Origin of the sequence: Bacteroides sp. MSSM.1001136sp1_RTP21357st2_D2_RTP21359_211015 (assembly GCF_040913205.1) — a bacterium.
In the GTDB taxonomy this organism is placed as follows: Bacteria; Bacteroidota; Bacteroidia; order Bacteroidales; family Bacteroidaceae; genus Bacteroides; species Bacteroides ovatus.
This window is the reverse complement of the sequence record NZ_JBDFVF010000003.1, coordinates 223,491-243,987: the sequence shown is the minus strand read 5'-3', so window position 1 is coordinate 243,987 and position 20,497 is coordinate 223,491. Positions and strand designations below refer to the sequence as shown.

Annotated in this window: 18 protein-coding genes; 16 read left to right on the top strand and 2 right to left on the bottom strand. The window is 45.1% G+C overall.

The features are described 5' to 3' along the window. From AB5217_RS04190 to AB5217_RS04160, 7 genes are all read left to right on the top strand, one after another. On the top strand, positions 1-780 hold a 780-nt coding region (locus AB5217_RS04190), incomplete at its 5' end, for an ABC-three component system protein (RefSeq protein WP_368112640.1). Then, on the top strand, positions 777-1,034 hold the full coding sequence (locus AB5217_RS04185) for an ABC-three component system middle component 6 (RefSeq protein ID WP_122139706.1): 258 nt from the start codon (positions 777-779) through the stop codon (positions 1,032-1,034). The genes AB5217_RS04190 and AB5217_RS04185, both read left to right, overlap by 4 nt. After that, positions 1,021-2,757: a DUF2326 domain-containing protein gene (locus AB5217_RS04180; protein ID WP_122139707.1), complete on the top strand. Its 1,737-nt coding sequence runs from the start codon at positions 1,021-1,023 to the stop codon at positions 2,755-2,757. Before AB5217_RS04185 ends, AB5217_RS04180 begins: the two co-directional genes overlap by 14 nt. A 589-nt stretch (positions 2,758-3,346) precedes the next feature. Further along, positions 3,347-4,903, top strand: a complete 1,557-nt coding sequence (locus tag AB5217_RS04175; RefSeq protein ID WP_122139708.1) for an Eco57I restriction-modification methylase domain-containing protein — start codon at positions 3,347-3,349, stop codon at positions 4,901-4,903. A gap of 1 nt (position 4,904) precedes the next feature. Beyond that, positions 4,905-5,843, top strand: a complete 939-nt coding sequence (locus tag AB5217_RS04170) for a BsuBI/PstI family type II restriction endonuclease (protein WP_032530148.1) — start codon at positions 4,905-4,907, stop codon at positions 5,841-5,843. A gap of 23 nt (positions 5,844-5,866) precedes the next feature. Further along, positions 5,867-7,855, top strand: coding sequence for a DEAD/DEAH box helicase (locus AB5217_RS04165; RefSeq protein WP_122139709.1), 1,989 nt, complete (start codon positions 5,867-5,869; stop codon positions 7,853-7,855). After that, a complete protein-coding gene (locus AB5217_RS04160) occupies positions 7,852-8,553 on the top strand; it encodes a hypothetical protein (protein WP_368112641.1) in 702 nt (233 codons plus the stop codon). Before AB5217_RS04165 ends, AB5217_RS04160 begins: the two co-directional genes overlap by 4 nt. A gap of 88 nt (positions 8,554-8,641) precedes the next feature. Here AB5217_RS04160 and AB5217_RS04155 read toward each other — a convergent pair whose 3' ends face one another. After that, positions 8,642-13,582: a helicase-related protein gene (locus AB5217_RS04155; protein WP_410521109.1), complete on the bottom strand. Its 4,941-nt coding sequence runs from the start codon at positions 13,580-13,582 to the stop codon at positions 8,642-8,644. Between AB5217_RS04155 and AB5217_RS04150 the strand changes: the two genes are divergently transcribed. Then, a complete protein-coding gene (locus AB5217_RS04150; protein WP_368128043.1) occupies positions 13,547-13,969 on the top strand; it encodes a hypothetical protein in 423 nt (140 codons plus the stop codon). The two genes, AB5217_RS04155 and AB5217_RS04150, sit on opposite strands and share 36 nt — an antisense overlap. A 23-nt stretch (positions 13,970-13,992) precedes the next feature. On the opposite strand, the gene AB5217_RS04145 is transcribed toward AB5217_RS04150, so the two are convergent. Continuing rightward, a complete protein-coding gene (locus AB5217_RS04145; RefSeq protein ID WP_007667382.1) occupies positions 13,993-14,154 on the bottom strand; it encodes a hypothetical protein in 162 nt (53 codons plus the stop codon). Between the two features lie 187 nt (positions 14,155-14,341). Between AB5217_RS04145 and AB5217_RS04140 the strand changes: the two genes are divergently transcribed. The 8 genes from AB5217_RS04140 to AB5217_RS04105 all read left to right on the top strand — a co-directional run bounded on the left by AB5217_RS04140 (position 14,342) and on the right by AB5217_RS04105 (position 20,496). Beyond that, complete coding sequence (locus AB5217_RS04140; RefSeq protein WP_005800213.1) at positions 14,342-15,100, top strand: ParA family protein; 759 nt, start codon at positions 14,342-14,344, stop codon at positions 15,098-15,100. A 3-nt stretch (positions 15,101-15,103) separates the two neighbouring features. Further along, positions 15,104-15,466: a DUF3408 domain-containing protein gene (locus tag AB5217_RS04135; protein WP_005800212.1), complete on the top strand. Its 363-nt coding sequence runs from the start codon at positions 15,104-15,106 to the stop codon at positions 15,464-15,466. A 12-nt stretch (positions 15,467-15,478) separates the two neighbouring features. Further along, positions 15,479-16,201 carry a conjugal transfer protein gene (locus tag AB5217_RS04130; RefSeq protein ID WP_008777064.1) on the top strand — a complete coding sequence of 241 codons (723 nt, stop codon included), beginning with the start codon at positions 15,479-15,481 and terminating at the stop codon, positions 16,199-16,201. Between the two features lie 145 nt (positions 16,202-16,346). Next, positions 16,347-16,646 (top strand): DUF4134 domain-containing protein, encoded by a 300-nt coding sequence (locus AB5217_RS04125; protein ID WP_005800207.1) that lies wholly within the window; start codon positions 16,347-16,349, stop codon positions 16,644-16,646. Between the two features lie 31 nt (positions 16,647-16,677). Beyond that, positions 16,678-17,013 carry a DUF4133 domain-containing protein gene (locus tag AB5217_RS04120; RefSeq protein WP_032530901.1) on the top strand — a complete coding sequence of 112 codons (336 nt, stop codon included), beginning with the start codon at positions 16,678-16,680 and terminating at the stop codon, positions 17,011-17,013. Next, entirely contained in the window at positions 16,998-19,508 is a 2,511-nt protein-coding gene (locus tag AB5217_RS04115; protein ID WP_368112642.1) for a TraG family conjugative transposon ATPase, read from the top strand. Before AB5217_RS04120 ends, AB5217_RS04115 begins: the two co-directional genes overlap by 16 nt. Before the next feature lie 6 nt (positions 19,509-19,514). After that, positions 19,515-19,787, top strand: coding sequence for a DUF3876 domain-containing protein (locus AB5217_RS04110; protein ID WP_016661987.1), 273 nt, complete (start codon positions 19,515-19,517; stop codon positions 19,785-19,787). 79 nt (positions 19,788-19,866) lie between these two features. Beyond that, a complete protein-coding gene (locus tag AB5217_RS04105) occupies positions 19,867-20,496 on the top strand; it encodes a DUF4141 domain-containing protein (RefSeq protein ID WP_032845474.1) in 630 nt (209 codons plus the stop codon). Position 20,497: the final 1 nt, after the last annotated feature.

The following is a 20,497-nucleotide window of genomic DNA, read 5'->3' as shown; positions in this document are numbered from 1 at the left end:
ATTATCTTGCTCAAGACAGTTAAAGGGTTCTGCTGCCTTATGCAAGAAATAAAAAATGGAATTGATAGAACCCACCTTAAGATAAAGGAGAAAGAAACAATAGAGAAGTTAGTTACGGACTTTTCTGGATTATATGCATACTGGCAATCTCTTTATCCCATACAAAGTTTCTTTTATGTAGTTAACGACAAGTATAAAGGTGCGTATGCCAGTTTATTTGCAGAATTACGTAAAATTGAAATTCAATATAAGGATGTTTGTGCTAATCCTTTCTTATGTAAAGATTTAGAAGATGTTTTCTTGAGTTTGGATGAAGTAGCAATAGATGATATTATTGGTGTTATTCCTAATCCAGACAATGTGGAAGTTGAATATGGTGTGATGAAAGATGTTGTTGATTACATGCTAAAAGTAAAAACTAATCCTCAAAAAGAAGTGATTCCCATAAATCCAAATTTTGAAGAAAAAATCATCTTTAATAAGCTGAGTGAACAGGTTGCTGTGTATTTAAAAAGTCATAGAATAAATGAAGGTGTAATTAATGATTTCTTTGAATATAACAGTAATTTCATTAAGAATGAACTTCGGAACGTGTTTAATGGTTTATATAATGAGGCATTAACGGTAATTCCAGACGCTACAAATAAGAGTGATGAAATCTTTTTTTATATTTATGAAAAGGCTTATCCTCAACATACTGTTGCTATTGATGCTGCTATTTTTACTTTAATGTCTTATTATTTTGAGTATTGTGATATTTTTAAAGCTCCTGAAATATGATTTTGCCTTCTAAACATATTAGTTTATCTGAGTCCTTATTGGGACTTGCCGGAATTTTATTGACTTTTTTGGCAAAAAGACCTTATACATTGGACGAACTATGGCAGGAGTATTCAAAGGTTAACAAAACAAGAGATGTTTTTCCGGCTTATCATAGTTTTGATAATGTTGTAATGGCTATAAACTTGTTGTACTTGATAGGGACAATTAATATAAATACTAACGGAGAAATTATAAAATATGAAACTACTTAAATTAAGAGCAAATAAAGAAAGTTTTCATACTATTCCTTTTAATTCAAAAGGTATTTCTCTGATTGTAGCCAAAAAGAGAACTGAAAACGAAAGAAACACATATAATAGCGTTGGAAAATCATTATCAATTGCTTTAATACATTTTTGTCTTGCTTCAAATAAAATACCTGCATTTGAGGAATTGCTTCAAGGGTGGATATTTTATCTTGATTTTGAGATAAATGGTAAAGAATATACCTCTTATCGAACAACTGAACAACAAGATGTAATATTTTTGAATGATGAGAAGATGTCTTTAACTGAATTCAGAAGTTTCATGGGACAAGAGGTGTTTGGATTGACAACCCCTGTTAACTATCTAACCTTTAGAAGTCTTATTTCAAGATTCATTCGTCCTAAAAGAAGTAGCTATGATTTATATTGGGATTTTGTAAAAGAAGAACAAGATTATGTTAAACTTCTTAACAATTCTTATCTATTAGGATTGGATATAGATAGGATTGTAAAGAAAAATAAATTAAAGGAAGATCTTGATGGAATAAAAGATTTAGGCAATAAGATACAAAAAGATCCAATAATGAAATCTTTCTTTATGAAAGATGAAGTATCAGAGAATGTTGAAATAAAAATTGTTGGATTGGAAAAAAAGATAAATGAATTACAATGCAACATTGATAATTTCGTAATAGCAGAAGATTATAATGAAATTAGAAAAGATGCTGATCGTATTTCTGCTTCTTTGAAGTCTTGTCAAAATGAGGCGATGAAGTATCGTATGGTTATTGCCAATATTGAGAAAAGTCTGCAATACAAGCCCGATATAACAAAACAACAACTTATTGATTTCTATAATGAGGCTAAAGTCCAATTAAGTGATATGGTTGTTAAAAGGCTGGAAGAAATAGAAGCCTTTAATGTAAAACTATTAGATAATAGAACTATTAATCTGTTACAGGAGAAAGCTCGATTTGAACGATCTTTGTCTGAAACAGAAAGTAAGATTGCCTATTTGGGACATCAAGAGAATGAGAAACTTCAGTATTTGGCTTCTCACGGGGCATTGGATGATTATACCCAATTAACCAAACTGTTAGCTGAATATAGGATGGAGTTGTCTAAGTTGGAACAATATAAGCAATTGGTAAAAGAGTATAAGACTAAGTTAGAAGAAGTAAAAAAAGAGTTTGCTGATGAAAATCTTTCCACCAATAAATATCTTGAAGAAGTTGAATCTTTAATAAAGAAAAATATTTTAATATTTCAGTCTTTGACGGAACAATTCTACGAAGATAAAACATCCGGTATCACAATTGAAAATAATTCTGGAACAAATAAATTGCGTTTTGATATAAAGGCTAAAATAATGGATGATACGGGTGATGGCGTGAATGAAGTTAGAACTTTCTGCTTTGACTGGACTTTATTGAAAGGACAATATAATCATTCTGTAAAATTTATTTTTCATGATAGCCGATTGGTTTCAGAAAATGACCCTCGCCAAGTTGCTACAATGTTGAAAATTGCACAAAAAGAATGTGTGAACAATAATTTTCAGTATATATTGTCTGTTAATCAATCAACATTAGATTTATTAGCCAAAGAGTTATCAGAGGAAGAATATAAGGCATTAATAGTAGATACGGAGGTTTTGGAGTTGAATGATATTTCAGATGCTAATAAATTATTGGGTATTCAACTTGATTTGAATTATACGAAAGAATAAGAGATACTTTTAACTATATAAGATTCTGCTCTTACTCCAAAAAGCTGATTTTTTTATATCTACCGAATGAAATTTTACTGTAGTAAACTTTACGGCGGTAAAATTTCGGTTGTGTGATAATATAAACCCCACTTCACCGCTTCGTTAGAAGCTGGCGGGGTGGGGTTATTTTATGGCTTCGGTTATAGGGACTATAACTTCAGCCTGGTTTTGGGCTTTTCGGGCTGGTCTGAATCGGGATCGTCCTTGTTGCCGGGCTTGGGGACGCCTCCGGTGACGAGCTTGCCGCCAAGCGCTCCCATTGCCTCTTTGATGCTGACGCTTTGGGGCATTCCGCTTAGTTTGGGCGGGATATACTGCCTGTCGGTAAGGAAATTGAGCATTCGGTGGATATAAGGTTCGGCTGGGGCGTGTCTCTGAGTGGGGTGTCATTTTTATGTGCGGAACTAAAATATTCCAGTTTTTTGGCGTAGAAACTGGAGTATAAAAAGTCAGTTCCCTCAATACCCAAGCATCTATCACGACTCTGCAGAAAAAGAAAAATACATTCATAAGAAGAATACAAAGGTTTTTTCCTAATTTTGCAATTATGAATATAAGTTGGTCTGAAGTAAAGCCTTATGAAGATGAGTTGCCTACTAACTATGCAGATAGAATAGGCAGGTTATATACTGATACTGTTACTGCTACTTTTAAGAAAAGTAACGGTCAGTTTTTCACACCTGTATCTATCGCCTATTTTATGGGCAAACAGATAAGTATGGATAAGGACTCTATCTCCATATTAGATCCGGGATGTGGAACCGCCATATTATCATGTGCCGTGATCGAGAATTTGGTTTTGCAATCAAAAGTAAAACGAATAAAGTTGGTTACATATGAAACCGATGAGAACCTTATACCGGGATTACAAAAGGTTCTGGAATATATAACAATATGGGGGATGCGCCATAATATCCGGATTGATTGCCGTTCATATTGTGAGGACTTTATTTTATCCAATTATTCAGTATTATATTCTGATACGATTTATGAAAGGGCTGTGAATTTGCAGAAATATGATTTGATCATATCCAATCCTCCCTATTTCAAGCTTTCCAAAGAGGACAAACGGGTGAAAGCGGCTCAATGCATTATAGACGGACAGCCCAATATATACTCTATATTTATGGCCATTTCAGCCTTATTGCTTGCGGAACAAGGTCAGATGATTTATATAACCCCAAGAAGTTTCACTTCGGGAAGATATTTCCGTTTGTTCCGTAATTTCCTGTTTAAGCATATACAGATAGATTTTGTCCACCTTTTCAATACCCGGAAAGATACGTTTTCCAAAGATAATGTGCTTCAGGAAACAATTATAATGAAATGCTCTCCTAAAAAGAGAACAAATTATAATGTCGTTTTATCATATAGTGAAGGGATTTCAGACTTGGCTACCCCTGCAATTAAAGAAGTACAACGGAAAGAAATCATTGACCTTACCTCAAAAGAATTGATATTGCATTTGCCGGTCAGCCTTGAAGATGAGAAAATCATTAAGTTATTCAAATCATGGAATGGCAACCTGAATAAATATCATATTCAAATCTCCACCGGCCCAGTTGTGGCGTTTCGCTCAAAAGAACAGTTATGTGATACCGCAGAAGAGGGAACCGCATCACTATATTGGCTACATAATGTAGTAAAGATGTTGGCAGATCATCCTGTGATGAAGGAAGGAAAGCACCAATTCATTCGTATAAATGAAAACTCTGTCTCCACTTTGTTACCCAACAAGAACTATGTTCTGTTGCGACGCTTTAGTTCTAAAGACGATAATAGCCGGTTGATTGCCGCACCTTATTTTGGCAATATGACTTCTTGTGCATATGTAGGAATCGAAAACAAACTGAATTATATTTATCGTCCTAAAGGGCATTTGAATCGTATGGAGGTAATGGGAATAGCCGCTTTATTGAATAGTGACTTATTCGATAATTATTTTAGAACATTCAATGGAAATGTAAATGTCAGTGCTACGGAGCTAAGGGAAATGCCCATGCCTCCCCTTGAAGTCATTGAATGTATTGGAAAAGACTTGATTGCCATGAATGATTATTCTATGGTGAACGTAAATAAGATTGTAAACAAATATTTTATGTGATATGAGCAAAATAAGTGATGCACAAGATATATTGTCAGTGTTGGGTTTACCTCCGGCACAGCAGAATGAAATATCCGCTTTGACTTTACTTGCATTATGCGGATTAAAGGAGAAAGACAATTGGGCAAATGCCACTCGTACGAGCTTAAAAATAAGCAAGGATATTATGGCATTTGTTAATAAGCACTATAAAAAAGAACAACCGTATGCCCCCAATACACGGGAAACTTTCAGACGGCAGGTACTTCATCAGTTCCTACAAGCACGTATCGTAGATTATAATCCGGATAACCCGGCTTTACCTGTAAATAGTCCGAATGCCCATTACAAATTGACGGCAGAAGCCTATGAAGCTATAAAATCATATAATACCCAAGAATGGGAAACAAAAGCTCAAGGCTTTAATGATGCGGTAGGACGATTGGTTGAAGAATATGAGAAAAGCCGTGAGATGGAAATGATACCGGTTACTATTGAAGGTACAGAATTTAAGCTATCTCCGGGTAAACATAATGAAGTACAAGCGGCGGTCATTAACGAGTTTGCACCCCGTTTTGCGGCAGGCGCAAAAGTCCTTTATATTGGTGATACTGCTAATAAAGACCTTTATTGTAACAAGGAGCTTTTAAAAGAAATTGGCATTCCAATCACAGAACACAGCAAACTACCGGATATTGTTATTTATGACAGTAATAAAGAATGGCTATTCTTAATTGAAGTGGTTACTTCGCATGGACCGGTATCTCCTAAGCGTGTAATCGAACTGGAAGATTTCATGAAAGAATGCAAAGCGGGGAAAGTATATGTTACTGCTTTTCCTGACAGATCCGAGTTTAAGAAACATGTGGCTGATATTGCATGGGAAACCGAGGTTTGGATAGCGGAGAATCCAGATCATATGATTCATTTTAATGGAGATAGATTTATAGGGCCAAGATAAAAAATAAAAAATAAAAACTGAATATGGAATATTTTTATTCACACATAGCTGAAAACGATCTTAATCGTGATTTTATTGATGCTCTTCGTAACTACGCAGAAGAGGTAAAAGAACAAATATATCTTCTTCAGCATCCTTTAACGGATTCAAAATATAGTTATGAAGTTCATGATGTAGGTATTGTTTTGATGAGGAAGCACAAAATTGCTTTTGTTTCTTTTAAAAAAGATAATAAAGATCAATTTGAAGACTATAAAACAGATGTACTTGAAGATATTAATTCATTAAGCGATACTTATGGCTATCGTAATCTTGTCGGTAGGGTGCGTAAATGGGAAAATGAGATAACAATATCTTGTTTTTTAGATAAAATTGATGATTATATAAAATGGATTAAACGACTAGAACTTCATGACGAAAATCAATATAGGAGATTAGAATTAATTATAACTCTTTTTATTGGTAGTATCAATGATGTTTCAAACCTGTCTTTAGAAAAATCAACAAGTATTATTGAACGTGTAAAACAGAAAATACAAGTGTTTGATGGAGAACAAACTAGGTTTATCTATGGAGATTATACAGGAACAGGAAAACAAATAATAGTACAAGGATTATCAGGAACAGGAAAGACAGAACTTTTATTGCATAAACTAAGAGAAATATATCTGACAGATCCCAAATTACCTATTGGTTTTACTTGTCATAACAAAATATTAGCAGATAGCTTAAGAAAAAGGATTCCTGATTTTTTCAATTTCATGAAAGTAAAGAAACAAATAGAATGGGATAAATTGCTTTGTGTTAATGCATGGGGACAATCAAGTTCTATAACTTCTGGAATATACCGTTATATCTGTAATTATTATGATATTCCTTTTTGGAACTTTAGGCAATGTGGTTCTTTTAATAAGGCTTGTAAAAAGGCTATAGAAGAACTCAAATCTATTAAAATAAAAAACAATTTTGCTTTTTCTTATATATTCATTGATGAAAGTCAAGATTTTGATGATGCTTTTTTCACGTTGTGTGAAATGGTTACTGAACACAAAGTGTTTATTGCTGGCGACATATTTCAAAGTATTTTTGAAGAAAATGCAAAGACTAAAAGGACTCCGACATTATTATTAAGTAATTGTTATCGTACAGATCCAAAAACTCTAATGATAGCGCATGCTTTAGGGTTAGGACTTTATGAGAAAAAGAAATTATGGTGGTTAAAGGAAGAAGAATGGAAACAATGTGGTTATATTGTAGAAAAAAAAGAGAATGTATTCTCTCTTACTCGATATCCTTTACATCGTTTTGACGATGATAATGATGAATTTCGAAGTTTTGAGATATTAAGGACAGATAACTTTTGTAATGGTATAAAAAAAATATTAATAGAAATCAAAGAGGAATTTCCTAATGTTAGCCCTGAAGATATTGGTATTATATATATTGATGATGAAAGTTACATTTATGATTTGTCTTCTAATATAGTCAATATTATAAATATGCAATTTGAATGGAAAACAAATGTAGCTTATGAAACAAAGCATACAGCTAAAGATTCTGTTTTTATTAGTAATCGAAATAACGTAAAAGGACTTGAGTTTCCTATAGTTATTTGTATCACAAAGAAAATTCATTCTACAATTTCATATCGAAATACTTTATACACTATGCTGACTCGTTCTTTTATTCGCTCTTATCTTTTAATTGAAAAAGGTGAAGAAAATGGACTTACAGCAGAAATTTTACAAGGTATACGTATGACATTAAGAGATAAAAAGATAGAAGTAACAGCTCCAACACAGGAGGAAACACAAGATATGTTAAAGTGGTTTGAAGGTGCTAAACGAGTGGAATCTTTAGCAGAAAAACTAAAAAAAGTATTTAAAGAGTTAAATATAAACGACATGAAAATGCAAGAAAATATTCTTGCAACTATTAATATTGATAAAATAAAAAATTTAGATTATGAAAAATTAAAAACAATGGTTAGCTTAATGAGTTCAATGATATGAAAAGAGTAATAATTCCTATAGAAAACTATGAATTAGATGATTATAAGGTTCATAAAGATGGAATGAAAGACTATGCATATTTAATTCTTTTAATATCGCGTAAACTTATAAGTTTTCCTCACCTAAGCGAAGAAAATATTAATAGTATTTCAAAACCTTTTTTAATGATGGATATATGCAAAAATTCTAGAGCTTTTCTTTTTATTTCTCACAATAAATATTTTTGTGTCTCTTATCCATTAAATATAAAACAGGATGGTGGTAATGTAAAAATTTACTCTACGGAAGAAAATGTAGAAGTAACTAATCAAGTTATATCTGAATGTATTGGAATTATAAGTTCTTTAGCAACAAATGGCAATTTTATTGATGCATGGATGAATGATGATGGCTCTAACACTCAGGCTTCCTTAGATATTCTGGAATTATTACTGCACACAGAACCTAGTTATTTGCGATACGATTATGATCCAATAACGGCAAAAGGTAAGGAAGCCAGACATCCTATACATCATTTGGATATTAATATGTCAAGAAAGGGGAAATACAAATTAGGACTTTATGAACATTTATCTCCCAAAGATTTTGTTGATATAGTAAGTGAAGATAAAGATTGTCACTTTTTATCTAAATATGTAGCATGTATTCCCAAAAGAACTCAAAAGAAGAAAGGTCGGAATCTAAAAAAGAAAAGATAATATCTATTATATATTTATTGGAACCCCACTCCGCTGCTTCATGGAAAGCTGGCGGGGTGGGGTTGTTTTGTGGCTTCGGTTATAGGGGCTATAATTTCAGCTTGGGTTTGGGCTTTTCGGGCTGATCTGAATCGGGATCGTCCTTGTTGCCGGGTTTGGGGACACCTCCGGTGACGAGCTTGCCGCCGAGTGCGTCCATTGCCTCTTTGATGCTGATGCTTTTGGGCATTCCGCTTAGTTTGGGCGGAGTGCGCTGCCTGTCGGTGAGGAAGTCGGGCATCCGGTGGACATAAGGCTCGGCAGGGGGCGTGTCCTGCGTGGGGACACTGCCCGATGAGGGACTGCCGGGCGGAGCATCGGCGGCGGGGGCGTTATCCTGTCCGTCGGGCGTTACCGGTTGGGAGGGCACGACTTCGATCACTCCGTCGTTGTTCTTTTCCTGTGCATCCACTGATTTGAGGGAGAGCAGGATCTTGCGGTCAAGGGCGGCAAGGTCGGCCTTGAGCTGCTTCAGCTCGTCCTCCTTTTTCCAGACTTCCCCGACGACCTGTTCCAGGACGGGGAGTTCCTTCTCGATAGCTTCGTTGTCTCTCGTGTATTTCTCTATCAGGCGGGGGATGCTGTCGAAAGCGTTGATGAAGTTCTGGCAGGCGGTTTTCGGATCGACTGCCAGACGGCCGTTGTTGTAGTTGTAGAGGAAGTTGCCTTCGCCACGCACGAAAAAACGGTTCTCGCAGAAGTCCAGACCGTCCTTGACGGTGGTATCGGTCTTGACAACGATGTCGAAACCATAGAGGGAGCCTATCACTTTCGGCTGGCCGTGCGTACGCTCCTTGTCTTCTATCTGGTGGAGCTTGGCGGCAATCACTTTCGGATCATCGCCTGCCACACCGTCAATCCGCAAGGGATTGAGCCTGTTGCCCTCCTTGTCGTACTGCATACGGCTCTCGATGGCTGCCTTGTCTTTCCTGACACGGGCGATGATGTCATCGTTGCTTGCCCGGTTCGCCAGGAAAGTTTCCAGCTTGATGCGTGACTCCCCCTTGCCACGCTGGAAGGCCTTGCGCTCCCCTTCCATGCCGGCAATCCGTTTCTCCAACCGTGCCTTGTCGAGCAGGTCGGTATTTCCGGAAAGTACCGCCACGTACTCGGAGAAGGGTATGCCTCCTTTCTCGTCCATGCCTCCCTCGTCGATGGTACGGCAGCCCATGTTGTTCTGCTTGAGCTGGGTGATGAAAAGCTGCTTGTTGTAGAGCAGGTTGAACTTGTAGCTGTCAAGTGACTTCTCCACGGCGTAGATTATCACGTCCACCTTGTTGTCCGCATAGAGCTTGGCCACCTCGTTGCCCTTGCGGATGCCCCGGCCGTCCCGCTGCTGCAAGTCAGAAGGCCGCCACGGTGCGTCGAGGTGATGGATGGCGACACACCGCTTCTGGGCGTTGACTCCCGTGCCCAGCATTTCAGTAGAGCCGAAGAGAACACGTATCTTTCCCTCGTTCATCGCCTCGATCATCGCCTTGCGCTTTTTCTCGGTCTTGGCTTCCTGAATGAAACGTATCTGGTCTTCGGGGATGCCGTGATCCTCCACCAGCTTGCGCTTGATCTCCGAATACGGATTCCACTGGTCGGGCTTGTAGGTTCCCAAGTCCGAGAAAACGAACTGAGTGCCTTTATGCCCGGCGTATTTATTGTAATACTTCGCAATCATATCGGCGCAATGGGTGGCCTTGTTGTCCTTGTCGTCGCCGTAGGAGAGCGGATCGATGAGCCGCATGTCGAGCGACATCTTCCGGGCGTAGTCGGTGGCGATGAGCATCTTCGCTTTCTCCTCTCTCTCGTTCAGTGGCGGGCGGCCCAGTACGGTGGCATTGCCGGTCTTGGCGAACTCGATGAGCTTCTGTATGAACTCCCTCTGGTCGGGCGTCGGGGGGATGTTGTGCAGTATCTCGTTCTTCTCCGGACGGTCGATGCCGATGTCGGCTGCGGTACGGAAGTCGGTGATCTCGGAATAGAACGAGGCGAGTTCCGGAACCTTGATGAAGTAGCGGAAACGCTCTTTCTGCACCACCTCGTTGGTGACGGAGAACTCGTAATCGACGGACTTTCGGGCAAATACCGCCGCCCATGCATCAAAGGAGTTGATCCCCTGACGCTCCAATTCCCGGGGGCGCAGGTACTTGAAGAGCAGGTACAGCTCGGTCAGCGAGTTGGAAATGGTGGTTCCCGACAGGAAGGTGGCTCCCAAGTCCTTGCCGGTGCGCTGCTGGATGGTGCGCAGGGCGAAGAGCATGTTGAGCGCACGCTGGCTGCCCTCGCTGTTGCCCAGACCTGCCACACGGTCGTGCCGGGTTGTGAACATCAGGTTCTTGAACCGGTGCGATTCATCGACAAAGAGGTGGTCGATGCCCATGCGCTTGAAGTCCGCCACATCGTCCTTGCGGGTTTCGATCTCGTGGAGCAGCTCTTTCAGCCTAACCTCAAGGTTCATCTTGCGCTTCTCCATGCCCTTGATCTGTGCGTTGCTCACTTCCGCACCCTGCTGGTAGAGGACTTCGAGGTTCTCTTCCACGCTGTCCAGCTCCTGTTGCAGGATGTCACGCTGGATTTCGGGAGACTGCGGTATCATGGCGAACTGCTCGTGCGAGAGGATGATGGCGTCCCAGTCGTTGTTCTTCATCCGGTGGAAAATCTCGACACGGCGTTCCGGCGTGAAGTCCTCCTTGCCGGGATAGAGGACTTTGGCGTTGGGGTAGGCGGTGGCGAAAGTCTGTGCGATCTCGTGAATATTCGCCTTCAGGCCGGTGATAAGGGGCTTGTTCGCCAATCCCAGACGTTTCATCTCGTAGGCGGCACAGCACATAATGAGCGTCTTGCCACCACCCACCTCGTGATCGGCGATGCCCCCTCCGTTCTGCTTGAGCATCCAGATGCAGTCCTTCTGGCTGGGGTACAGGTCGGGAATCCCCAAGCCCTTGAGGTCGAGGTCGGGAAAGCTCTGGTGCGATCCGTCGTACTTGGGGCGGACGAAACAGTTGAACTTGCGGTTGTACATGTCCGCCATTTTCCGCTTGAACTCCGGCGACTGCTCCATGAGCCAGTCGGAGAAGCCGCTCCGGATTTCATCAATCTTGCTGTTGGCGAGCAGGGTGACCTCCGGATCACGTATCTTCATCTCGTTGCCCGTCTTGTCCAAGACGGTTTTGGTGATGTTGGGTGTGGTGTTGTGGATGGCATGGCGCATGAGGGCGATGCCGTTGAAGATGCGGCTTTCCGAACGCACCGAATACTGGTTCATGATGCGTGGGGAGATCATGTCGGCCTTGATGCTGTACTCGTCACTGCTGGCGGTATAGCGGACGGACACGTCCGTGTCGAACAGCCATGAGGCGTAGCGGCTGTACACTCCCGCCGGTATCCAACGCTCGCCGAAATTGAAATCCAGATCCTCGAAAGGTATGGGCGTGGGAAGCGACTGCCGCAGGGCTTCGAGGGAAATGCGTGCCTCGCCGTTGTCGGGATGCGACTGCAAATATTCTTCGATATGTTCGGCTTTGGCCATGACGTTGCCGGAAATGAAACGGTCGGCAATCTCGTAGTTCTTCGAGAGGGGATTGTAAAATATTCGCCCACGCAGTTCTTCCAACAGGGCGGACTGCGACTTGTCGGTCAGGGACTCCATGTACGACATGTTCACGTTGCCATACTTGTTGAGCGAGGCGGTGAGCGCCTCGTGCACGTCGTCGGTATGGGTGATCTCGTTGATGTTGTACGAAACGGGATGGTCGAAGATGTCGGCCTTGACCGCCCGGCCGTCGATGTAACGCTCCAGCGACAGTATCTCACGGTTACCCGCATCCATGCGGAACAAGTCGATGTTCTTCTTGTCGTTCAGGTTGCCGAACTGACGGATGAAATCATCGTAAAGGGTGTTGAGCATGGTGCGCAACGCCGGATTTTCGGCATGGGTGGCGGCTTCGTTCTCGTACAGGTGATGGTAGGTGTCACGTATCTCGATGTATAGCGACGCACGGCGTCGCTGGCGTTCGGGCAGATCCAACGGGTTGAATACCGGTGCGGCCTCGCCGATGGCGGAAAGGTAGCCTATCTGCCCGTCGTCGTCCACAAGAGAGCCGTTACGGTGGTGCCCCTGTAGGTCGGCCGGATAAGGACGGGGCTTCATGCGCTCCTGACGTGCGGCCTCTTCCTCCTGCCGGCGGCGTTCCCGTTCCTGACGTTCCTGCTCCTGCCGCTCTTTCTCTTGGGGAGCCGGTTCGGTCGGGGCGGGATGTTGCTCCAACGGTGGCATATCGAAAAGGGACAACTGCCCGGAGTCCTTCTTCGTGCTCCTTGTTTTCCTTTTCCTGACCTGTGAACGCTCCTCTTGGGTGAAGCCGAAAAGGTCGTACAGGGACATGACCGGCTCCGGCATGGTCTTTGCGGCGGTTGGCCGGGCATCCGTTGAAGGCTGCTCCGGCGTGGGAGTCCGACGCTCCACCTGTACCGTCTGTTGATCCGTAGAAGTGGAATGTCCGCTCACGTCACCGGACCGGTTGATTTCCCGCACCTGTGCGATGCGTTGCTGCATGGTTTCCGCCGGACGGCTCACCAGGTTGCGGAACTCCTGCACGGGTGAATGGCGGAGATACAAGTCCAGGTCGAGCTGTTCCGAGAGGTTGCGGTCAAGGAAATACTTCATGTCGGCGGCGATGGCTTCCATACCTCCGTCATGCAGATAGATGCGTGCCGGCTTGCCGTAGGGATCGGTACCGACATGGCCACGTGTATGCACGATGGCGGCGGTATGCTCGAAATACTCGTTCTGCGTCGTCCCGTCGGCCTGCGTGCCGACTTCGACGAAAGACCGTTCGAGCGGGGTGTATTCCCTTTGGGAAAGTGTGTCCTTCTGCAAGATGACCAGGTCGCTGCCCACCTCCGTACCGGCATAATCTGTAAAGAGGTTGTTGGGCAGGCGGACAGCCGATAACAGCCGGGATTGGTTCATCAGGTATTGCCTTACCGGATAGGCCATAGCGGAGTTCATCACCCCCTGCGAGGTGATGAAGGCAAGGATGCCTCCCTCACGGACGGCATCCAGCCCTTTGGCGAAGAAATAGTTGTGCAGGCTGTTCAGCGCAAAACGCCTGGCTATGTTCTGGCGAACATAAATCTTTCCTCTTTGGAGAGGAAAGAGCGCTTTCGGGGAAAGCGGGGATTAGTGACCGACGGAAGGCAAACTGCCCATTCCCGGTTGGATGGCGCAAAGTTAGGAAGTGGTATAATCAGTTGTATATCACTAACATTAGCCACATTATGCCAAATGGAAGCCACTTGTGCACACGGGTGGAACAAGAGGAAAAACGGGTGGCCGATGATGGCTGAATCAGCGGTTGAGGATGTGCCTGAATGGGATGCGTAATGACGGACTGAATGACCAACCGGTCAGATAACCAACCAGACGGTCAGCCGTTGCAACGTTGGTGCGGTCGGCTGGCTGACTAGCCAACCAAGCGGATAAAAGGCTGTCTGTCCGGCGGGATGATTAGGCAACCGATTATCTTCCTGTTTGTCCGACAGGCTATGCAGTCCGCCGGATTGTGTCATGTATGGTCAGACCGTCGGTCGGCCAATCAGACGGACAATACTTCGGTCGGTTGGCTGTTCAGTCAGCCATTCCACGTCAGGAGCCGGCCACTTGAACCCCGCCGTTCCCAAACCATGAATTTCCCTTCTTTTTCCTTCTTTATTTGCGGCGTTGATTCAAAAGTATCATTTGTAAACAAACTGCATCATGGAAAAAGAAACACTCTTTATCGCCTTTTCCACGCAAAAAGGCGGAGCGGGAAAAACAACGCTGACCGTGCTGGTGGCAAGTTACCTGCACTATGTGAAAGGGATGAATGTGGCGGTGGTGGATTGCGACTACCCGCAACACAGCATTGCCGAGATGAGAAAACGTGACCTGAAAACGGTCATGGAGGACGAGCATTACAAGCTGATGGCGTACAGACAACTGCAACGGATAAGGAAGAAAGCCTATCCGGTAGCGGAGAGTACGGCTGAGGACGCTGTCACGAAAGCGGACGAACTGCTGGAAAAGATGCCGGAAACAGACATCGTGTTCTTCGACCTGCCGGGCACGGTAAACAGTACAGGCGTGTTGAACACGCTGGCGAACATGGACTATGTCTTTTCCCCCATTGCCGCCGACAGGGTGGTGATGGAAAGCACACTCCGCTTTGCGAGCCGGCTGAATGACACGCTGATCGCTACGGGCAAGACGAATATCAAAGGGCTGTACCTGCTGTGGAACATGGTGGACGGCCGGGAGAAATCAGAACTGTACAAGGTGTATGAACAGGTGATCGGCGAGCTGGGACTGAAAGTGCTGAAGACCTTCCTGCCGGACAGCAAACGGTTCCGCCGTGAGCTGACAGGGGAACATAGGGCATTGTTCCGTTCCACGCTGTTCCCCGCAGACGGTACGCTGGTCAAAGGCAGCAACCTGAAAGAGATTACGGAAGAGCTGTTGTCCATTATCAGGAAGTAGGCTATGGGAAACGAACGGAAAAAAATAAACCTGACGGACATTGACGAGAACTCCATAGTCGCCTCGTTCAAGGAAGGTCGGCCGGCGGACGGGCAGGCGCAAGCAGCCGGGAATAAGGGACAGTCCGGTGAAGAGAGCGGATATGTCCGTCTGTTCATCCACGAGTCACCGGTCTGCGCACGGCTTGGCAAGACAATCTATCTTCGTAAGGAGTTTCATGAACGGATTCAGAGGATCGTCCAGACAATCGGGAACAACGAGATGTCCATTTTCAGCTATGTGGACAATGTGCTGGAACAGCACTTTGCCGCCTATCAGGACGAGATCACGAAGGAATACAGAAAACGAAGTACCGAACTGTTTTAAACCCCGGAAACCATGTCAGCAATCTTATTCTTACTTATCGGTAGCTATCTGTTATGGATAGCCGCCTACCTTTTCCACGAGTGGAACAGCCGGAGGAAGAGAGCGGAAAAAGCCGGGCAGATCCTTACCCGGATTACGGTGGACGTGAGCGAGATTTTAGGCAAAAGTACATTTTCCCTTAGCCACTCCACGCCACAAACGCCCGAAAAAATTGAAAACGAAAAATCTGTAAGCGAAGCAGGTATTTTTGTACCGGAGAAGGAAAAGTACCCGAAAATAGTTTCTGCCGAGGAACTGGACAAGCTGTTTGCCGAAGGGAGTCCGCTGCCGGAAGATCTTGAACTGATGGAAGATATGGATGTCCCGTTGGAGTTCCGGGGAGAACCGGCGGATGACAATCCTCGGATAGACGATGACGAGCAGGACAGATGCCTGCCGGGATGCACGCCGCAAGCCACGGGCATCCGCTTCGAGGACATGGGACTGGCGGTGCGTGTGGCGGTCAGCGGTGAAGCGGCCAGTGAAGAGGAAAGGCTTCAGGCCGGAAAGACACTGGCTGAACTGCGCAACACGCCGATGTTCGACAAGCTGACCTTCGGCGATGCGGAGCGTGAGGAACGTATCGACTCGCTGATAGAGCTGCATCTTGCGGCATACCGCAGACGGAACAGCCCGGACAGCGAAGCGGCGACAGAAACCATACCGGACACTTTCTCCATAAGTGATATTGTTTAACGAAGTAAAACGTACATGAAGGAAAGAGATTACGGATAGCTTGTCTATTCATTTTTCACGAGAAGAAACCCAAATAAATTTAATTAACAACGGGGGACGGCGGACTTTTCCATCTGTCGTGCCCACATTCAAATTCAATTATTTTATGAATACGAAACAACTTGTTTTCGTGGCGGTTATGTTAATCGCCACAGGCTCGCTCTATGCGCAAGGAAATGGATCGGCCGGTATCACGGAAGCGACGAAAATGGTCACAAGCTACTTCGATCCGGGAACGAAATTGTGCTACGCGATCGGAGCTGTGGTAGGTCTGGTCGGCGGGATTAAGGTGTACAACAAGTTCAGCTCCGGCGATCCGGATACCTCGAAAACGGCGGCGAGCTGGTTTGGTGCATGTATCTTTTTAATCGTGGCTGCCACTATTCTTCGTTCATTCTTTCTCTAAGAACCGGATTCACCTATATATAATAATGTATATGAATTATGAACTGAACAAGGGAATCGGCGAGAGTGCGGAGTTCAAGGGACTCAAGGCTCAATATCTTTTTATTTTCGTCGGTGGGCTGCTGGCTCTGTTCGTGCTGTTTGTCATTCTTTATATGGCCGGCGTGAACCAGTGGTTCTGCATTGCTTTCGGCGTAATATCCGCATCCGTATTGGTCGGGCTGACTTTCCATCTGAACGGCAAGTTCGGGGAACACGGATTGATGAAGCTGCTGGCCAGAAAACAGCACCCTCGCTACCTGATCAACCGGATCAGTCCCCGGAAATTATTCACGATTAAAAAGAAGAACGTATGCGGAACACACTAAAGGCCGCCACATTGGAAAGCAAGTTCCCGCTTCTCGCCGTCGAAGCGGACTGTATCATCTCCAAAGATGCGGACATCACCGCCGTCTTTGAGGTGGAGCTGCCCGAACTCTTCACGGTAACGGCAGCTGAATACGAGGCTATCCATGCGGCATGGGCAAAGGCAATCAAGGTATTGCCCAATTATACGGTGGTACATAAACAGGACTGGTTTATCCGGGAGGATTACCGCAGCCAGACGGACAAGGAAAATCTAAGTTTCCTTTCCCGGAGCTACGAGATGCACTTCAACGAACGTCCTTTCCTGAACCACAAATGCTATCTGTACCTGACCAAGACGACGAAAGAACGCATGAGGATGCAGAGCAGCTTCTCTTCGCTGTGCAGGGGATTCATCATCCCCAAGGAGATGGACAAGGATACCACCGCCCATTTTCTGGATACGGTAGGACAATTCGCCCGTATCGTGAACGATACAGGGCTGGTACACCTAAGACGGCTCGTCGGTGATGAGATTACCGGCACGGAGGATAAGGCTGGACTGGTGGAGAAATATTTCTGTCTGTCAATGGAAAATACCACTGCGCTGGAAGACATCGAACTCGGAGATGACGGCCTGCGTGTCGGCGACAAGCACGTTTCGGTACATACGCTATCGGAACTGGATGCGTTGCCTGGCAAGGTGGGTACGGACTGCCGGTATGAAAGGCTGTCAACGGACAAAAGCGACTGCAAGCTGTCATTCGCCAGTCCGGTAGGCCTGCTGCTCTCGTGCAACCACCTGTACAACCAGTATATCTTTCTGGATGACAGCGGCGAGAACCTGCAACGTTTTGAAAAGAGCGCACGCAACATGCAGTCGCTCTCGAAGTACTCACGGAGCAACCAGATCAACAAGGAGTGGATTGACCTGTACCTGAATGACGCACACTCGTTCGGGCTTACCTCGGTACGTGCCCACTGCAACGTCATCGCATGGACGGACAACCCGATGGAGGTGAAGAACATGCGCAATGACGTGGGCAGTCAGATCGCCATGATGGAGTGCAAGCCACGCCATAATACGGTGGACGCCGCCACGCTGTACTGGGCGGCAATGCCGGGAAACGGCGCTGACTTCCCGGCAGAGGAGAGCTTCTATACGTTCATCGAACAGGCCCTCTGCTTCTGGGTGGAAGAAACGAACTACCGCAGCTCCGTTTCACCTTTCGGACTGAAGATGTCAGACCGTATCAGCGGAAAACCGCTGCACGTGGACATCTCCGACCTGCCGATGAAACGTGGCGTAACCACGAACCGAAATAAATTCGTATTGGGCGGCTCCGGTAGCGGCAAGTCATTCTTCATGAATCATTTGGCGAGGCAGTATTATGAACAGGGCACACACGTGGTATTGATCGACACGGGGAACAGCTATCAGGGACTTTGCTCGCTGATACACCAGAAGACCGGCGGCAAGGACGGCATCTATTTCACTTATACGGACGAAAACCCGATAGTGTTCAACCCTTTTTTCACGGATGATAAGGTTTTCGACATTGAGAAACGAGAGAGTATCAAGACACTGATCCTCACACTCTGGAAAAAGGACAACGAACCGGCGACACGTTCGGAAGAAGTGGCGCTGTCCAATGCGGTGGCCCTGTATATCAGGCGCATCAAGGAGGATGAAAGCATCGTTCCCTCGTTCAACACCTTCTACGAGTTCGTGAAAACGGACTACCGGAAGATACTGGAAGAGAAGGGAGTCCGGGAAAAGGATTTCGACCTTGCGGGTTTCCTGAACGTGCTGGAGCCTTATTACCGTGGCGGAGAATATGATTTCCTGCTTAACTCCGACAAGCAGCTCGACCTGCTCGGCAAACGGTTTATCGTATTCGAAATCGATCAGATCAAAGACCACCCCATTCTTTTTCCGGTAACGACTATCATCATCATGGAGTTGTTTATCAACAAGATGCGCCGTCTGAAAGGGGTGCGCAAGATGATCATCATAGAGGAAGCGTGGAAGGCTATCGCCAGGGAAGGGATGGCGGACTACATCCGCTATCTTTTCAAGACTGTCCGCAAATTTTACGGAGAGGCAGTTGTGGTGACGCAGGAAGTCGATGACATCATTTCCTCGCCTATCGTAAAGGAGTCCATAGTGAACAACAGCGACTGCAAGATTCTGCTTGACCAGAGGAAGTACCTTAACAAGTTCTCGCAGATACAGTCCCTGCTGGGACTGACGGACAAGGAAAAGGCGCAGATTCTGTCGGTGAACATGTCCAATGACCCGAAACGCAAATACAAGGAAGTCTGGTTCGGATTGGGGGGCGTACAGTCAACGGTGTACGCCACGGAGGTATCGCCCGAAGAATATCTGTGCTACACGACCGAAGAGAGCGAGAAGGTGGAAGTGGAACAACTGGCGAAACAGCTGGACGGCAATATCGAACTGGCTATCCGAAGGCTTGCGGAAAAGAAACGGAATCAAAGCAATGAAATACCGTAAATGCCTATGGAGTATGAAACCTTGTTTCCGCTCTACTGGATATGCGGGGAGTGGAAAAGCAACCGCAAGTCGCCGCCCGTTACCGTATTCCGTGACGGTGGCGCATACAAGATTGCCCTGACCTACCACCTTGATGCGGTGGTGGTAGGCACGATCCACCAAAGCGGCGGCATCATCTGGGCAGACCTGCTGGGGAGGGTGCAGCTCGCTTATGACCGGGAGGAAGACCGGCTGGTGCTGGCTACCGAAGGGATCTATGTACGTGCGGATGACTCATAGGGAAAATGGAGAACCCCGGTTCTCCCGTAAATGACAGTAACAACTATCCGATTTATTCAACATTAAAATTTTAAAAGACATGAAACGAATTATGGCTGTCTGCCTGGCCGGGCTTCTTTGCCCGATTATGGCAGTAAAGGCACAATGGGTGACGTTCGATCCCTCGAACTTTGCACAAAGCATCGTGAATACAACCCGCAATGTGGTGCAGACCACGACGACGGCAGAAAATATGGTGAAGAATTTTCAGGAAACAGTCAAGATCTACGAACAGGGGAAGCGTTATTACGACGCATTGAAAGCGGTCAACAATCTGGTTAAGGATGCCCGCAAGGTACAGCAGACCGTTCTTCTGGTCGGTGAAATATCGGACATCTATGTAAACTCTTTCCAGAAAATGCTGACGGACGGGAACTATACGCCGGACGAGCTTTCGGCAATCGCTTCCGGATATGCGAAGATGCTGGAAGAGAGCAGCGGTATGCTGAACGAGATGAAGACGGTCGTAACCTCCACCAGCCTTTCCATGACGGATAAGGAGCGCATGGACGTGATCGACCGTGTGTACCGTGACGTAAGAAACCAACGCAATCTGGTCAGGTATTACACGAACCGGAACATCGGCATCTCTTACCTGCGTGCAAAAAAGAAGAACGATACCCGAAGGGTGCTGGACTTGTACGGAACGGACAATCAAAAATACTGGTGAC

Coding starts and splice junctions, on each gene's coding strand:
- AB5217_RS04175 (WP_122139708.1), top strand. CDS start 3,347: ATGAATATAAGTTGGTCTGAAGTAAAGCCTTATGAAGATGAGTTGCCT.
- AB5217_RS04105 (WP_032845474.1), top strand. CDS start 19,867: ATGAAACGAATTATGGCTGTCTGCCTGGCCGGGCTTCTTTGCCCGATT.
- AB5217_RS04120 (WP_032530901.1), top strand. CDS start 16,678: ATGAATTATGAACTGAACAAGGGAATCGGCGAGAGTGCGGAGTTCAAG.
- AB5217_RS04170 (WP_032530148.1), top strand. CDS start 4,905: ATGAGCAAAATAAGTGATGCACAAGATATATTGTCAGTGTTGGGTTTA.
- AB5217_RS04160 (WP_368112641.1), top strand. CDS start 7,852: ATGAAAAGAGTAATAATTCCTATAGAAAACTATGAATTAGATGATTAT.
- AB5217_RS04130 (WP_008777064.1), top strand. CDS start 15,479: ATGTCAGCAATCTTATTCTTACTTATCGGTAGCTATCTGTTATGGATA.
- AB5217_RS04180 (WP_122139707.1), top strand. CDS start 1,021: ATGAAACTACTTAAATTAAGAGCAAATAAAGAAAGTTTTCATACTATT.
- AB5217_RS04145 (WP_007667382.1), bottom strand. CDS start 14,154: ATGACACAATCCGGCGGACTGCATAGCCTGTCGGACAAACAGGAAGAT.
- AB5217_RS04165 (WP_122139709.1), top strand. CDS start 5,867: ATGGAATATTTTTATTCACACATAGCTGAAAACGATCTTAATCGTGAT.
- AB5217_RS04125 (WP_005800207.1), top strand. CDS start 16,347: ATGAATACGAAACAACTTGTTTTCGTGGCGGTTATGTTAATCGCCACA.
- AB5217_RS04140 (WP_005800213.1), top strand. CDS start 14,342: ATGGAAAAAGAAACACTCTTTATCGCCTTTTCCACGCAAAAAGGCGGA.
- AB5217_RS04185 (WP_122139706.1), top strand. CDS start 777: ATGATTTTGCCTTCTAAACATATTAGTTTATCTGAGTCCTTATTGGGA.
- AB5217_RS04155 (WP_410521109.1), bottom strand. CDS start 13,582: ATGGCCTATCCGGTAAGGCAATACCTGATGAACCAATCCCGGCTGTTA.
- AB5217_RS04110 (WP_016661987.1), top strand. CDS start 19,515: ATGGAGTATGAAACCTTGTTTCCGCTCTACTGGATATGCGGGGAGTGG.
- AB5217_RS04135 (WP_005800212.1), top strand. CDS start 15,104: ATGGGAAACGAACGGAAAAAAATAAACCTGACGGACATTGACGAGAAC.
- AB5217_RS04115 (WP_368112642.1), top strand. CDS start 16,998: ATGCGGAACACACTAAAGGCCGCCACATTGGAAAGCAAGTTCCCGCTT.